The following is a 15,830-nucleotide window of genomic DNA, read 5'->3' as shown; positions in this document are numbered from 1 at the left end:
TTTATCTAGTTGCGATTAATTGCTTTGAAAACTCTGTCAACGCAATAAACTTATCGGGATAGCGCGATAAGGCTGCTGTTCTTTGGTGTTGTTCATGAGGATTGTTCGCCACTACTGCTAACAAGTTAAAGGCTGGATAATAACGACAGAAAGTGAATACACCGTTGTCGTCCAGAAGCCATTGAGAGTAAACACCCTCCTTTTTTGGGAAAAAGCTCTCTGTTGCATTACGGCTGATAATCTCTTTGGGGTACTTGAGAATTTGTACAAAACTATCGATTGCTGACGGTTGAATCCGACCAATCAGGCGAGTTGTTAAGTTTTGAAAAATCTTTGCCCCACTAGGAGATTGGGCAATCGTATCAGGGTCTTGGGCGGATATTATCACTCGTATCCCTGCTTTTGCACCGTTAGCACACAGCCTACCAACTAGAGCTGCGATCGAATCGTACTCAAACAGGATTGGACTTTCATCAATAAAAAAGACACTCGCCGGAGCAGCCAGCGCCCGACGCAATGCTGCACTGTAGGCGCTCAAACTTAAGATTGCTGCATCTTCATCATTGGACAAGTTGCGTAGTGCAAAGATAAGCAACCTAGCATCACTATTAAATGTAGAAGGCCTTGAGATTGCCTTCCCCACTCTTGACTCCAACCAAAAGCGCAAACGTAATTTCACTTGTTCTAAAGCTGCTTTGACATTGCTAGAGTTGGCTTCTAGTCTAAGTCTAGAGTAAGAACAATAGCTTAAGAAGTCCACCAGCGTAGGCATTGCTTCCCACTCAGGGGAACCAAAGCCACAGGTAAATGCTGCGGCATAGCGATCGCGTATTTGGTCATCACTGAAGAATGCTTTAATTGCCAATGCTAGGATTGAGCGCACTGTATCAGTTGCTATTTTTTCTTGCATTCCTTCACCACGTTTGGAACCAACAATCATTGCCAACAGGGCTGTTTGCAAGAAATCTTTATAATCTTCAAAACGTTCTTGCTGTAATTTCGGGTCTAGATTACCTAAGTTAGGCAACTCAAATAGATTACTCGACTCTTTACCAATATCAAAATAAGCGCCATCACTGCCCATAAATTGGGTGTAATCTGTGAAAGTACTACTGCCATCAGGCTTGGGATAATCCATTGCCACGACGGGCATTCCTACTGCGAGGGCATAAGTGAGAATTCCTGCCGCTGCTACTGACTTACCACTGCGCGTTGTACCGAATAATCCTAAATTTTTGTGCTGGGTGTAAAGATCAACGAATACGGGTGTGCCACCTTCGGAGGCGATGAGTTCAAAACCTGTATCATCACCACTTTTAGTCCGGACTAGGGGCATCAAACCCGGAATTTCCGAACTCAAATAAACCAGTCGTCGATTATAGGGAACTGCCATTAAACGTTCCCAGGTGATTGGAAAAGTCTGCAACCATACCCGCCAAGGATATTCTGTCTCACGCACCACCCAAGCAGGACGTAAAAAACAAGATTCCAAATAACGACAAGCTTCATCAAGTTGTTCTCGGCTTGAGCGATGTACCAAAAATACAACAGCTGTGTGAATTGGAACTGCTCCCTCGTACAATTCCTCTTGAGCGGCTACGCTTTTCTTGATATTTAGTGTTGCTTTGACGTCTATCGAGTTTCCTTCTGCCGCTATTTGTGATGCTGTTTGCGATTGTTTGGTCAGGCGCTGCATATTGGTTTTAACCAATGCATCGTTTGCTCGTGTCAGCTGTGCGTAAATTTCGGTGTCATAAATTCGTTCTCTGCTTAGTACCTCCCACAGGTAGCGTAGTTGATGTTCTTTGTCTGCCCAACCACCAGGCTTATCAACAAAGGTAAGCGCTCCTATGTACTTCCCTTTGATATGTACCCAACGTCTGTCGGCAACTGGAACTGATGAGGAACTTTCCATTAATAAAGAGGTGGGATGGACTTCTGAATAGACTTCCTCACGCAATCCGTCTTCATCTAAAACTAACAACTGGGGAACTGGGCGTGGAGGCGTGTCGTTGAACCGTTGCCACAGGGTTTCCCAAAGCTCAGATGCGCTTAACGGGCGGATATCTAAGCCCATTTTGTTGGATAATAACTGTTCCCACAATTGGAATCCATCGGTGAAAGATGTATAAAGCAGGCGTTCAATCTGGGTAAATTGAATTTCCTCCAATTGCCCAGTAAACGACTTCCAAGTTCGTTCGAGTTTGGCAATCAGCTTTTCTATGACATCGGTTGTACCCTGTGTTTGGCCCTCTAGTGTGTAGGAACAGTACAGCCTCAATTGTTTGGGTTTGCGAATACCTTGTTGTGTTAGTTGACTCAAACGAGAGCGTGAGCCCATAAGCAGATATTGCAATTCTTCGTTGGGCGCTTGTTTTATAAGGGATTTCAACTGTTGTTGACGTTCCCTATCGTCCGTGAACGAGCTTAAATGTATTGTCAGCCGTTCTCCTTGTGGTAAATCTTTTAGTCCTGCGTCAATGGCATCGAAGACCGGTGAGATTTGCTCACTACGCAACGAGTTATGAATTCCTTTACACTCAAAGCCAAAGTTAATTAGGTAGTTATTCATACCTTTGCGAAGTACATACGCACCAACAGAACGCTCTTGCAGATTCAATTGCAACATTGATACCAAACTAAAGCCATCTTCTAAGGGAGAAAGCCGTACTTTGCGCTCTCCGTTCTCTACTACCCGCTTGCCTTGTTTGTTGTTGCCTCTTGAAGTTGCAGTCACTTTCGCCTCCTTAACTTTTAACAGTTACAAGTCTTTCCTGTTGCCTGTTCCCTGTTTCCTGTTCCCTCTCCAGGTACAAATTCGTTGGTAAGGCACTCGTACTCGTACCCAGTTAGGAGTATCAATAAACTTAGATAATATTCGCCAAGCTCCATTGGCTGTTAGTACCCACCAAGTGGATATTCCCCAAGCTGCTATTCCACAAGTCCAAATCCAGTTGAGTTTTAGCAGCCCACGCCCTAAAAAATAGGAAACCCCACTAATAATTATCCAAGGTATTACTTGGTCAGATGGGAATGGCCCTATATTCGGTTGTTTACCAACTGTTACGTTAACTGTGCGGTATTTAGGTTTTGGCTCGGACATGTTAATTTCCCAGATCACAGTCTCCTTTTTTTGGAACACATTAAATCGAAGGTCATGGAGTGGTAGTAGCACCTGTGCCAATAATCAATTGTGTTAAGATATCTCCCACCGTTACTGCAACCAAAATAATCATTGGTGTTCTGGCCAAATTTTGCCAGTCCTCTTCTTGTCTGGTTGCCTGAATGATCTTCACTAAAGAAATTCCTAAGTAAAGTAAAAACAATCCCCGCAGCACATTGAATACTAAAGGAATTGCTTGTCCTGCACCTTGAAAGTTTGAAGTCATCCAAGTTTCTGCATTTTGAAAAAACTGTGCATTAGCTGGGGCTGACAACCTATTAACCATGTAAAAAGTACTAATCCCTGTCAACAATAGTTTGTTGAATCGCTTAGAGAGCTTGTGTTTCCAGATTATTTCTACTGTTCCCAGTACAAGCAAGCTAAATACTGCAAAACTATTCTCAGCAAGACTAGTATTTCGCATTAAACCCAAAACTATTCCAACAACTGTTACTCCTATTGCACACAAATATAGAACTAGGAAACTGCCTGAAAGTTTTTGAGTATAACTGTTCTTACGGGGACTACGAAGGAAATTAAAATTCTTCATGAGATTGAAACCAACTGAGGCTTTTTGGAGAAGCTTGAGAAACGAAGAAACAAACAGCTTCATTCAATTCAAAATTCAAATTTTCAGAAATCGTGCGTGAATGGGTGAATTCAAATAGAAACTGTCTGGGATGAAACGATTAGAAATGCAGGGGCGAAAGGAAGCACAGCGCCCTTTATGGGTGCTGTCCCCATCGATAAATCCAGGGGTCGAGGGGCTTCCATGTACCAAAATTGGGCAGGCTTCTGTTGGAAGATAACTCGTCGGGCTAACCGGATGATAGTAATACAAGCCTGCCTTGGGATGTGATACAAAAAATAAGCCCAGCCTTCTGGGTTAATTCGATAAGTCAAGTAGGCATGTCGCATATTTTATTAAGGCTGGGCTTATTTTCCAGTCTGAATGAAACCCAATTTGGGAGGGGACAATGCGCGGGCTAGTCGAGTTATAGAGGGTTCGCCCCTGCATTTCTTGGTTCAATGACTCGTCTCCAACCTAATTCAAACTCCATACAAGAAAAATCAAGAGCATCTAAATAATTTGGGGTTTCGTAATTAGTAATTATTATCCCTAATTACGAATTATGAATTATCATGTTCCCCACTGGGGAACATTTTTACATTTTCTTGCTTCAGTTCCCTATTTTATTTCGCACTCCTTACCCAGTAGACTACGTGGTTTGCTGTCCTGTTTTTTTAAGCAGCATAAAAGATAACGAACAAGCAGCATTTTAACTCATATTTTCATCAGAAAAATTGAAATATTACTAAAAATTTACTCAAAAGTGATCCAATGGATCACTTTTGAGTAATTTACGACAGAGACGCCAAAAGTGATCCATTGGATCACTTTTTTATTATTTTTAAAAAATTCGATTGCCAATAATTAAATATTTGGATAAACTCAATTTTAATTACTAGTTTTTTGCTCAAAGGTGACTATGTTTCTTATTGATGCTCCAAATAATACAGATAATCTTGTTCAAGAAATTGCTTCTGAAAGTGCAGTTCATGTTTCTCAACTACCTCCTGTGTGGCAAGACATTGCCAAGGGAAGAGCAAATGTCGGACTTGCTGACACCCAAAGCTATGTTGAAATGGCACAGTTGTTCCAATACAAGTTGGAGCATGGTGACGTTGATTTATTTAACGAGCGAAAAGATTTAGCTCATCTCAAGCCAGCTTTCTCCCAAATATTTGCACAGTTAGCGAAAGAAACTCTTGAATTTTACGGGCAGGATTTTCAAATTCATAACTATCCTAATTTCAGAGAAATTCTAGAATCAAAAGTAGAGGACACTAATTCGTTTAATGTTGCTTGCATTGGCATGGATCTGTTTCAAGAGTTTGGTTACGAACTTCCTGCAAGCTTCTACCATGTGCATCTAGCTCCGTTTTACCGGGATCATGTGTTTGAAGAACGTGCTTTAAGATTCGACGAGCGTGATCGCGAACACAAACGCCCTTGGGATGCAGCCCTTCACGCTTGCAAGGTATTTGCTATACAAATGAAGATCCAGAATATTGCTTCTAAATACGGTTTTACCTATCACCACGGATGCGGCTGTAACTCGTTCTTATCCTCGATTGATGTAGCGCAAGGAGCTTTTGAGTATGAATTAAGCCCCGAAAAACGTCAAAGATGGATTCGTAGTTTTGTCTGGACAATGTGGTATGAGTATGCGTTTTTTCCCATCGTACCGAACACTGTCTATCTTGTTTGAGTAACGAAGTCTTCCAGTATCATTCAGGGGCAATGCGGTAAGGTCAACTGTGTTGTTGGTTAGAATCGATGAGCGGTATCATCCGCCCATTGACTCTAAGGCACTTCCAAGTAATAAAATGCCCAGCCGTATTAAATATATTTTGGCCAAGCCCAAAGATTTAGGCGCTTTCGCCTGAAGGGCGCGCCTCGACGGCTGGGCATTTTATTATTTGGAGATCCCTAACCAGATAGTGATGAACTATCTATGTTACTGACAGCATTTGTTTTTACGGCACAACCTGTAGTTATGAAAATGCCCAAACGCTAAAACTGTTGCTCCTAGCACTGTCGCAAAACGCTCACCGTCTTCACTCAACACTTCGTGTCCAAAAAATGCTGTTGCCACTAGAAGCGCTAATCCCAAAACACCAGACACTAGAACTATTCGGTTTTTGTGGCGACGACAACCTTGTACTAAAGCTAACACACTGATAGGAAAGACAAACCATATCAGAAAACGATGAAAGCTTTCGCTGCCAACAAAAGTGCTTCCTAGTGCCGGAAGGGCAACGAGTATAAGGGGTAACAACAGACAATGGATTGCACATGCAGTCGAAAGCGTGATCGCACTTTTGTCCATCAATCTCTGAATTCTTAAACTAAGCACCCTGATACTCCTTTATATTCATTCTCTCTATATAAAGAATATAAATGATATCCAACTACCATCTAAAACAATTATTTATACGTATGGAAAAGACTACATCTTCCTATCCAAGTCATCATCAAATGCTCAAAAATCTGCTTTCAGAAGCATATAAAACTGCCAAGCAAGGATTAGGTGGAGATAAAATTCTTGCAGAAAAAAGTACAGTTGAAAAAAGGTTAGAGTGCTGTGCTAATTGCGATAAGTTTAATGCCTCCGAGAAGCGTTGCATCATCTGCGGGTGTTTAATGACGGTCAAAGCAAATCTTGAGGCTTCTAGCTGCCCAGACGAGAAATGGTAAATCAAGATTTAGATTGTGTTAAATCCCTACAAGCAAAAATCGGCGGTATGGATTGTGGTGGTTGTGCCAAGACAATTGAGGTCGGCTTGCAGCAGTTACATGGTGTGACAGAAGCCTCCGTTAGCTTTGCAACTGAAAAATTACAAGTATCCTACGATTTGCAACTGGTGAGTGAAACTGCAATTTTTGACCGGGTTAAAGATTTGGGTTATACGGTTGAAGAGAGTGTTGAGGCAAGTTCCTACCATCACACTGATTATTGTGATCATGACCACGAACATCCTCACCATCGAAGACCTATAACAAGGTCTTCCACGTATCACAATGGGGACAATGCGGTAAACAAGCCAAACCAAAAGTCCGATCCAACAAGCTGGAAATTCTGGATTACTAACCACCGAGGACAGAGTGTTATTCTTGCAGGAATAGGGTTAGCGTTAGGCTTACTTGCTCAATATTTAGCTTCACCCCTTTGGCCAGCCTTTTATGGCGTTGGCATAGCAGTTGCTGGGTATCCAATTGCACGGGCAGGTTTGTTTGAGTTACGCCTGCGCCGCGCAGATATGAACTTATTGATGACTATCTCAGTGGTTGGGGCGGTAGCTCTAGGCGATTGGTTTGAAGGAGCGTTGACGGTCTTTTTGTTTTCTTTAGGCACGACACTGCAAATTTTTACTTTTGGTCGTACCCGCAATGCGATTCGCGCTCTAATGGATTTGACTCCCCCTACAGCTACTGTCAAACGAAATGGTCAGGAGGTGACTGTTCCGGTAAAGAGCGTCCAAGTTGGCGAAACTTTGACGATTCGACCAGGGCAGCGCATTCCGTTGGATGGTGTAGTTGTTTCTGGCAGCAGCGCTATTGATCAATCTCCAATCACGGGAGAATCAATTCCAGAAGATAAAGCTCCTGACGACACCGTTTTTGCGGGAACATTAAATCAGACTGGTTTTCTGGAAATCAAAGTTACCCACACAGTTGACGATACCACCGTTGCTAAAATTATTCATCTAGTGGAGCAAGCCCAAGAAAGCCGCGCTCCCACACAGCAGTGGGTAGATAAGTTTGCAGCCATATATACTCCAATTGTCATCATCAGCGCGATGGCGATCGCCCTAATCCCGCCTTTGGCTTTCGCCCAACCTTTCAATGTTTGGTTCCATCGAGCGCTGGTATTGCTGGTGATTGCCTGTCCCTGTGCTTTGGTTATTTCGACACCTGTTTCGATTGTCAGCGCCATCGGTGCAGCAACCCGCCAAGGTGTTTTGTTCAAAGGCGGTAATGCATTAGAGACTGCCGGACGACTTACTATACTGGCCTTTGACAAGACTGGTACGATTACGCAAGGACAACCTATTGTCCAAAAGGTTTTTGATTTTGGCTCGGGTTTGGTGTTACCGATCGCAGCTTCACTGGAGCAAAAATCAGAACACCCGCTTGCCAAGGTAATCGTAGCGAAGGCGATCGAACAAAAAATAGAGTTGAAAACACCTATTAATTTTGCTGTGCTGCCTGGTAAAGGAGTTCAGGGGAGCCTCGGCGAGCAAATGTACTTCGTTGGCAATCAACGCCTGTTCGCAGACCAGCAAATTTCCTTGTCTGTCCAAGCTGAATTTTTCTTGTCTCATATTGAACGGATGGGTCTAACTCCGGTACTAGTAGGTTGTGACCACGGACTACTGGGAGTCATCGCACTGGCAGATGGATTAAGGCTAGAAGTAAAAGAAGCTGTGCGGCAATTAAAAAACCTTGGGGTCAAGCGGCTGATGATGCTAACTGGCGATCGCAGCACTGTTGCGATGACTATTGCCCAAGAACTTGGAATCACAGATTTAAGAGCGCAATTATTACCACAAGACAAGTTGCAAGTAATTCAACGGCTGCGTCAAGTAGGAGTAGTAGGTATGGTTGGGGATGGTATCAACGATGCTCCAGCCTTGGCTGCTGCCGATATCAGCTTTGCTGTGGGTGGAATTGATATTGCTCTGGAGACAGCAGATGTGGTTCTAGTTGGAAACGATCTTACAAAGCTTGCTTATGCAGTAAACTTAAGCCGCCGCACTCTATCTATAATTCGACAGAATGTCATCTTTTCCCTGGTGACAAAGGCTGTGTTTCTTTGGTTGGGAACTTTTGGCTTTGTTGGGCTGGCGATCGCCATCTTAGCAGATACGGGTACATCGTTGCTTGTAACACTCAACGGAATGCGGTTGTTTAGAATTCACGGGCATCAAAAAAAATAAACTTCTCCAAAAAAATGTAGAGACACGAAATTTTTCGTCTTTACCAGGATGTAAGGCAAGAAGAGATTTCACCGACTGTACGCTTTTTTTGCTGGACAACCTCCTCAACGATGCGACATGTCGGAACCTGACCTGATGCAAGAGCAATTGCTTCTTGCCAGACCATGCACTGTTGCTCAAGTGGCAATCTCAAAAGAGGACGAATCTGACGTTCGCTTGTCGGCAATGGCGACCCCGGCGGACATCTTTGAGCAAGATTGTCAACAACAGCTGCAGCTGCAATCAACAGGTAAACATACCGATTCCCAAGACCAAAACTCTTACAGTAGTCCTTGAATGTCTTGTGAGTGGCAGCATAGAGTTTTTTGTCCCTCAATTCTCTTAAGACCTTTCCTAACTCATAAAATTTTGCTTCCTTGTTTCGCAACAGACAAATCTTTTGCTCAAGTTCTTTACTGGACTGCTGCTCCTCTAGTTCAGGTGAGGGGCGATTGTAGACATTTGGGCTGGCTTCTTTGGAATGAGCCAAAAAACTACGCATGTTTGTCCGTTTTTTTCCAGGAAAAATGTAGCGATTAATTCAACTCAAAATTCAAAATGCTGTCAGGGAAAATTCAAGAAACAATACGTGAATTTTGCCTGACAGCATTTTGAATTCAAACGCAGCCTCCCCTTTTTAAGCGCTAAATGTGGTACAAAAATTTTCTAAAAATAATCAGAATTATGAAAGTGTCCCCCTGCCGGGGGAACATGTGTCATTTTATGTCAGCTAGTAGGTGACATAAAATGACACCTCTTGCTTTAGATTTTAGATTAGCATCTCTTGTTAACGAAAAATCATAAATTATAAAAATATTTCCCACTGAGAGATATCTTAATTCGTAATTCTTAATTAGGGGTAATAATTACGAAGTATGAATTATAATGTTGCCCAGTGGGTAACATTTACACAAATTATTTTGCATTTTTAAGTGAAATATTTTATTGTATTCAGTAGCTAACATGCTTACGTTAAATCAATTAAACTCACTATTGTTAACGTGAACCCCGATGTTTAAATCATTGGGGTTTTTCTATTTATATTAATTAATCGACTAGCCTCCAGATTTATCTGATATGAGGGCAGCGCAAAGCTTTGCACTGCCAAGCCTGGCTCTTTTTCTAATTGAATCGAAGGTCACAGCACCTTTTCTCCCGTGAGTCCAGGGCGAAAATAATCAGACTATAAAAATGTTTCCCCATTGGGCAACATTTTTCCTTTGGACAATATCTCTCATTTTTGAATGTTCCCCAATGGGCAACATTCAAAATGTTCCCCAATGGGCAACATTTACACAAATTATTTTGCTTTTTTATTCAGATATAGTATGTTTATTTAGTAGCGACGATGAGCAAGATGTAGTTAAACTTAGTTGAAATTAGTTGAAACTCCATGCCTGTAAACGTTAATCCCGATGGATGAATATCGGGCTTTTTCTATTTCTCATATCAACTCAATTTTCCAATTTCAGTAAATTATTTTGAATTGTCACTTTACACAAAACAAAGAAAAATGTTAGCTTGAAATTACTGGTCAACAAACCAACCACTGAAGTACGTATAGGAAACGTATTGGAAACTTAATCCCCGATAGTTTATCTATCGGGGATTTTCTAATTTATCTATCTTTAGATAAAGCTTCAATATCTAATCCGGAGTAATTGTGAAAATTCTTTTGCTAGCAACGGCTTACAATAGCTTGACTCAACGAACCCATGTAGAACTTGTTTATCGAGGTCACGAAGTTTCTATCGAACTAGCTTTGAACGACAAGGTGACGATAGAAGCAGTCGAGCTATACAAACCAGATTTGATAATCGCTCCGTTTTTGAAAACAGCAATCCCGCCGGAAGTTTGGCGAAATCATACTTGCATTATTATTCACCCTGGCATTAAAGGAGATAGAGGGCCTTCTTCTTTAGATTGGGCGATCATGACCGATGCACAAGAGTGGGGAGTTACAGCATTACAGGCAAGCGCAGAGTTTGATGCTGGTGACATCTGGGCGTCATGTGATTTTCAGATGCGAGCAGCTACCAAGAGTAGTTTGTACAGAACTGAAGTTACAGAAGCTGCTATCAAGGCTATTTTGGAAACAATAGAGAAATTCCAAAACGGATGGTTTGTACCGGAGCCTTTGGATTACAGTCGAAAAGACGTCAAAGGTTGTCTTCGTCCCTATATGAAGCAAAAGAATAGGGCAATTGACTGGAAGCGTGACACCATTTCTACTATTGTTAAAAAAATTTGTAGTGCTGATAGCCAACCAGGCCTACTCGATACAATTTTTGGTGAACACTATTACCTTTACGGCGCTTCGGAAGAAGATACCTTAAGAGGCAATCCAGGTGAGATTATCGCCCAACGTCATGGCGCTATTTGTCGCGCAGCAGTAAATGGCGCTGTCTGGATCTCTCATCTAAAAAAGAAAACAGAAGAGCCATCCGTTAAACTACCAGCCGCTATGGTGTTGGGTGAACTTCTAAAAGATGTTCCTGAATCTCCTTTGCCTTTGGAAGTTCCTGCCAATCATCGTACTTTTAAAGAAATCTGGTATGAACAAAAGAACGAGGTGGGATATCTACACTTCGACTTCTACAATGGTGCGATGAGTACCGACCAATGCCAAAGGCTAAAAGAAGCATTCCTTTACGCGCGTTCTCAACGGACAAAAATGATTGTCCTCATGGGAGGGCAAGACTTTTTCTCAAACGGCATCCATCTAAATGTGATTGAGGCTGCTGATGATCCTGCACTCATATCCTGGCACAATATCAATGCGATGGATGATCTTGTTCACGAAATTCTGACAACGACTACACATCTGACAATTGCAGCTCTCCAAGGGAACGCCGCTGCTGGTGGTGTCATGCTGGCACTGGCTGCTGATTTATTTAGTATATGCGCGTAATGGAATTGTTTTGAATCCCCACTACAAAAGAATGGGGTTATACGGTTCAGAGTACTGGACTTACTCACTGCCAAAACGTGTAGGGAAGGAAAAAGCCATTGAGATCACTGAGACTTGTATGCCGATGAGTACGCAAGTTACTCAGGAAATTGGACTGATTGATTCTTGCTTTGGCAATGATCACCTCAGCTTCCAAATCCAGATTCAATTGATAGCGGAGGAAATTGCTCAAAGTCCCGACTATAGGTATAAATTAAATCTCAAAAATCAGCTGCGGCGTCTAGAAGAACAGTTCAAACCTTTGGTAGACTTCAGAATAGAAGAATTGGAACATATGAAAGCTAATTTTTTTGATCCAAATTATCACAAATTAAGGTATAATTTTGTACACAAAATCCCCCCGTCAGAGACTCCAATGCATCTAGCCAAGCACCGTCAGCCTGCTAGTTTGAATCAGTGCCAGATGCTCCTGCCAGACAAATCATGAACTCTCAACCAAAATCAGGGGCGCATTTACCACAATCACCATGCTTGAGAACGTTGGGTTCGTTGGAGTGGCGATCGCACTCAAGATAAATCCTCAAAGCTAATAATCCAAGCTTTAAATTCTTGGAATCCATTAAGGACAAAAAAGCTTAAATTCACTCTTAAAGTCCTGATTTTCAATGGAATAGACAGTTTTTGAATGAGAAAATTTTCAACAAAGGTTTTTATTCGTCTTCTGGGCGGCTTTGGGCATACTAGGGGTGCATGTGTTGGGCGGTCTACTTTAGCTGCTAGAGACTAAATTCCATCTGAACAGAGAAAAGCTTCTACTCACGCTTGAAATCAAGCTAAACTAACAAAGTCAACAACCCACACCTCTCTACAGTAGATGTGAAGCTCCTGCTGTTTTAGCTGAAATAATTCCCCACTATGGCCATGAGAAACCACTCAAAGCACCAAATTTGGCGATTAGGTATTTTTGTAAGTATGCTGCTAGCCAGTTTGAGTTTTGGAACTCAAATAAAGGCTGAATCTATATATGGTTCGGGTGTCCTCTTATCGCAGCAGACAAACAATTCTTCAACCCCAAACCTCTCTGCTCAAGAACTTTTTCGTCAAGCCTACGAAAATCGTTACACTTGGAATCCTCAATTTCCAGGATATACAGCGGCAGTAGAGTTCAAACATGGAAAGGAAACTCACGAAGGAAATATTCGTGTAAATTCAGACATGAGCGTGGAGGTAACTGGCATTAGTAATGAACAAGCACGTCAGAATGTAGAGAATTCACTACGCATGATGGTTGTTCACCGCCGACGAGTGCCATTTGAGCAAGAACATAAGAATAAAACCTTTAAACTGGGTGCTACCGATAACAATGGTACTGTGGAAATTTTTGAGCAGGGAGGGAAAACGGAAGCTAAATATAAAATATTCAACAGACAGTTAATACAAATTAATCGCACATTAGGGAATAGTGCTGTCACTGTAGATACTTTAGATATAAAAAATACACCAGAAGGCTATTTGGCGAAGCGCTACCGAACAACTTCTCGTCAACTCCAGACCAAACAAATTGTAGGAGAGGAGGAATCGGAAGATACTTACAAAAAATTTGGCAATTACTACTTGCTACAAAGACAAGTTCTTCGTGCATTTCAAGGAGGAAAAGTAATTGATTCGGCAGAGTTGAACTTCAGTGATGTCAAGCTAAACAGCCGCTAACTAAACCCGAATGTTCGTCATCTTTATGCCTGCTTCAAAATTTCCAAAAACTTTTTTAGAACTAGTAGGTTTTGTAACGATTGGTGGTGTGATCGCTTTGGGCACAAATTCTTCTTCTGCCCAAATAACCCCAGACAACACTCTTCCAAATAATTCCAACGTTCAATTGGATAGCAATAATTTCAATATCACAGGGGGAACTCAAGCTGGTAGTAACTTGTTCCACAGTTTCCAAGAGTTTTCTGTTCCTACTGGTAGAGAGGCATTCTTTAACAATGCTGCTGCCATTCAAAACATTATTAGTCGAGTCACGGGTGGTTCAGTATCAAACGTTGATGGGTTAATCCGTACCAACGGCACAGCTAACCTGTTTCTAATAAATCCCAATGGAATTATTTTTGGCCCTAATGCCTCCCTAAATATTGGCGGTTCGTTTATAGGGAGTACAGCAAGTAGTCTAAATTTTGCTGATGGTACTCAATTCAATGCTCTAACTCCCCAAAGCACACCACTGCTGACAGTAAGTGTGCCTACTGGTCTGGGGTTTGGGGCTAATCCTGGAAGGATACAAGTACTCTCAAATGGTCAAAATGCTGTACGTGCAGAGCGGGATGCACAAAGAATACTAAAAGTGGACATAGATGATCAAGGTGGTCTGCGCGTACAGCCAAACCAAACTTTAGCTTTGGTGGGCGGTGATATAGCTTTAGAAAATGGTAGGTTGTCAACAGCAGGGGGACGGATTGAATTGGGCAGCGTGGCTGAGGGTTTAGTCAACCTGACTCGGACAGATATGGGGTGGACTTTAGGCTATGAGGATGTCCAAAACTTTCAAGATATTAACCTTTCCCAACAAGCAATAGTTGATGCAAGTGGAAACGGTGCTGGTGATATCCAATTATACGGAAGGCGTTTGATACTCACTAATGGTTCCCGGATTGAAAACAATACTCTGGGAACAAAAGCGGGGGGTACGTTTGTAGTGGCTGGTTCTCTATCGGTGGAATTGAGTGGTGTCTCTTCTAAAGGAGTTCCTACTACTCTGGGCGCTCAAGTTTATCCAGGAGCTAGCGGTACTGGAAGCAAATTAACCATTAAAACTGGAAGATTAACAGTTAAAGATGGAGCTCAGGTAAGTCTTGGTACAGTAGGCGAGGGTGCGGCAGGCTCTTTAGAAGTTTTAGCTGATGAGTTGGTGGAGGTGAGTGGTTCTACAGAAGTCACTGATAGCGGCTTATACACTACCAGTTTCTCACCAGCTGTAGGTAATAGCGGCAATTTGATCATTAAAACTGGACGGTTAATTGTCCGAGATGGGGGACATATATCAACGGGTACTCTTGGTAAAGGTTCGGCGGGCAACTTGGAAGTTTCAGCTACCGATTCGATAGAAGTGATTGGAACAGCACCGAATAAGTTTCCTAGTAGCTTAGGAGGTTCAGTCGAACCAGGAGCCACGGGGTCTGGCGGCAATATAACTCTCTCAACTCAGAGGTTAACTGTTCGAGATGGAGCATTCATCTCAACTGGTACATCTGGAAAGGGTTCGGGTGGAAATTTATCGCTGAAAGCAGATTCAGTAGATATTATCGGGGGTTCTTCTAGATTTGGTCAAGGTGGTTTGTCATCTCAATCTAGGGGGGTTGGAAAATCTGGAAATTTAACAATTGAAGCTAGAAAGCTGTCGGTTAGAGATGGTGCCTTAGTTACCGTAAGGGGCAGAGGTGCCGGGAATGCGGGGTTTCTGCAAATTAATGCCGACATTATCAATTTGAATAATACTGGTAGCATCACAGCAGCTTCAGCCTCTGGTGAAGGAGGCAACATCTACTTGCAATCTAGTGACTTGCGATTACGTAACAGCAACATTACTACAAGCGCTGGGGGTAGTGGCAACGGCGGCAACATCACCATCAACACAAACACATTAGCTGCCTTAGAAAATAGCGGCATCACAGCCAATGCCTTCGAGGGAAGAGGTGGGAATATCAAAATCAATGCTACCGGTGTGTTCTTATCTCCTGACAGTAAAATTACGGCAAGTTCCGAAAGAGGAATCAACGGCACTGTCGAGATCAACGCCCCCGAGCCGAATTTCACTCTTACTGCTGTTGTTGTTGAAGGGGAAAATATTCCAAAACCTGGGGCCCTTTGCGGAAAAAATAGCATTGCAGCGCCAGGGGAATTTTTTATCATCGGCTCTGGCGGCATTCCGCCTAGCCCTTTCGATCCGCTTTATAGTTATATCGGGTGGCATGATCCGAATGAATCAAAAATTCCTGCATCCCAAGAAGAATCTCAGCCAGTCCAGCCGGAAGACAACTATATAGAAGCACAAGGCTGGGTTTGGAATCCGGATGGTACACTCAGACTGGTTAATGAACCGACTCCAGAAACGACTGGTTACACCCCGCAGGCAACACCAACTTGCAATCAAGTTGGTCAACAAGAATAAAAATAACAAGGTCATTAAACATACTTAATTTCCCGGGACTTACCTTA

Annotated in this window: 13 protein-coding genes; 7 read left to right on the top strand and 6 right to left on the bottom strand. The window is 42.5% G+C overall.

The genetic code is table 11. The features are described 5' to 3' along the window. Position 1: 1 nt before the first annotated feature. From ACE1AT_RS21815 to ACE1AT_RS21805, 3 genes are read right to left on the bottom strand one after another with little or no spacing between them, the layout of a single operon-like run. Positions 2 to 2,737: a hypothetical protein gene (locus ACE1AT_RS21815; RefSeq protein WP_374872126.1), complete on the bottom strand. Its 2,736-nt coding sequence runs from the start codon at positions 2,735 to 2,737 to the stop codon at positions 2 to 4. Positions 2,738 to 2,761: 24 nt separating this feature from the next. Then, a complete protein-coding gene (locus ACE1AT_RS21810; RefSeq protein ID WP_374872124.1) occupies positions 2,762 to 3,103 on the bottom strand; it encodes a hypothetical protein in 342 nt (113 codons plus the stop codon). 52 nt (positions 3,104 to 3,155) lie between these two features. Beyond that, on the bottom strand, positions 3,156 to 3,776 hold the full coding sequence (locus ACE1AT_RS21805; RefSeq protein WP_374872122.1) for a hypothetical protein: 621 nt from the start codon (positions 3,774 to 3,776) through the stop codon (positions 3,156 to 3,158). Between the two features lie 877 nt (positions 3,777 to 4,653). Between ACE1AT_RS21805 and ACE1AT_RS21800 the strand changes: the two genes are divergently transcribed. Beyond that, positions 4,654 to 5,436, top strand: a complete 783-nt coding sequence (locus tag ACE1AT_RS21800; RefSeq protein ID WP_374872120.1) for a hypothetical protein — start codon at positions 4,654 to 4,656, stop codon at positions 5,434 to 5,436. A 249-nt stretch (positions 5,437 to 5,685) separates the two neighbouring features. On the opposite strand, the gene ACE1AT_RS21795 is transcribed toward ACE1AT_RS21800, so the two are convergent. After that, the gene (locus tag ACE1AT_RS21795; RefSeq protein ID WP_258001301.1) at positions 5,686 to 6,084 is read right to left on the bottom strand and encodes a MerC domain-containing protein; all 399 of its coding nucleotides are present in this window, start codon (positions 6,082 to 6,084) and stop codon (positions 5,686 to 5,688) included. A gap of 44 nt (positions 6,085 to 6,128) precedes the next feature. Between ACE1AT_RS21795 and ACE1AT_RS21790 the strand changes: the two genes are divergently transcribed. Both ACE1AT_RS21790 and ACE1AT_RS21785 read left to right on the top strand, forming a co-directional pair. After that, positions 6,129 to 6,425: a DUF6171 family protein gene (locus tag ACE1AT_RS21790; protein WP_374872118.1), complete on the top strand. Its 297-nt coding sequence runs from the start codon at positions 6,129 to 6,131 to the stop codon at positions 6,423 to 6,425. After that, a complete protein-coding gene (locus ACE1AT_RS21785) occupies positions 6,419 to 8,668 on the top strand; it encodes a heavy metal translocating P-type ATPase (RefSeq protein WP_374872116.1) in 2,250 nt (749 codons plus the stop codon). Before ACE1AT_RS21790 ends, ACE1AT_RS21785 begins: the two co-directional genes overlap by 7 nt. 40 nt (positions 8,669 to 8,708) lie before the next feature. Here the strand turns inward: ACE1AT_RS21785 and ACE1AT_RS21780 are convergent, their stop codons facing one another. Beyond that, on the bottom strand, positions 8,709 to 9,209 hold the full coding sequence (locus tag ACE1AT_RS21780; RefSeq protein ID WP_374872114.1) for a hypothetical protein: 501 nt from the start codon (positions 9,207 to 9,209) through the stop codon (positions 8,709 to 8,711). 1,161 nt (positions 9,210 to 10,370) lie between these two features. On the opposite strand from ACE1AT_RS21780, the gene ACE1AT_RS21775 reads away from it, so the two are divergent. Continuing rightward, on the top strand, positions 10,371 to 11,618 hold the full coding sequence (locus ACE1AT_RS21775; protein WP_374872112.1) for an enoyl-CoA hydratase-related protein: 1,248 nt from the start codon (positions 10,371 to 10,373) through the stop codon (positions 11,616 to 11,618). Further along, on the top strand, positions 11,572 to 12,105 hold the full coding sequence (locus tag ACE1AT_RS21770; RefSeq protein ID WP_374872192.1) for an enoyl-CoA hydratase-related protein: 534 nt from the start codon (positions 11,572 to 11,574) through the stop codon (positions 12,103 to 12,105). Before ACE1AT_RS21775 ends, ACE1AT_RS21770 begins: the two co-directional genes overlap by 47 nt. A 4-nt stretch (positions 12,106 to 12,109) precedes the next feature. Here ACE1AT_RS21770 and ACE1AT_RS21765 read toward each other — a convergent pair whose 3' ends face one another. Continuing rightward, complete coding sequence (locus ACE1AT_RS21765; protein WP_374872110.1) at positions 12,110 to 12,238, bottom strand: hypothetical protein; 129 nt, start codon at positions 12,236 to 12,238, stop codon at positions 12,110 to 12,112. A 352-nt stretch (positions 12,239 to 12,590) separates the two neighbouring features. Here ACE1AT_RS21765 and ACE1AT_RS21760 point away from each other — a divergent pair, with 352 nt between their 5' ends. After that, entirely contained in the window at positions 12,591 to 13,328 is a 738-nt protein-coding gene (locus tag ACE1AT_RS21760; RefSeq protein ID WP_374872108.1) for a DUF3386 domain-containing protein, read from the top strand. A gap of 25 nt (positions 13,329 to 13,353) precedes the next feature. After that, a complete protein-coding gene (locus ACE1AT_RS21755; protein WP_374872106.1) occupies positions 13,354 to 15,783 on the top strand; it encodes a filamentous hemagglutinin N-terminal domain-containing protein in 2,430 nt (809 codons plus the stop codon). The last annotated feature ends 47 nt before the right edge of the window (positions 15,784 to 15,830 follow it).

The organism is Pelatocladus sp. BLCC-F211 (assembly GCF_041928655.1).
Lineage (GTDB): Bacteria > Cyanobacteriota > Cyanobacteriia > Cyanobacteriales > Nostocaceae > Pelatocladus.
Note: the sequence above shows the minus strand (reverse complement) of the source record. Positions and strands in the feature narration are given on the sequence as shown.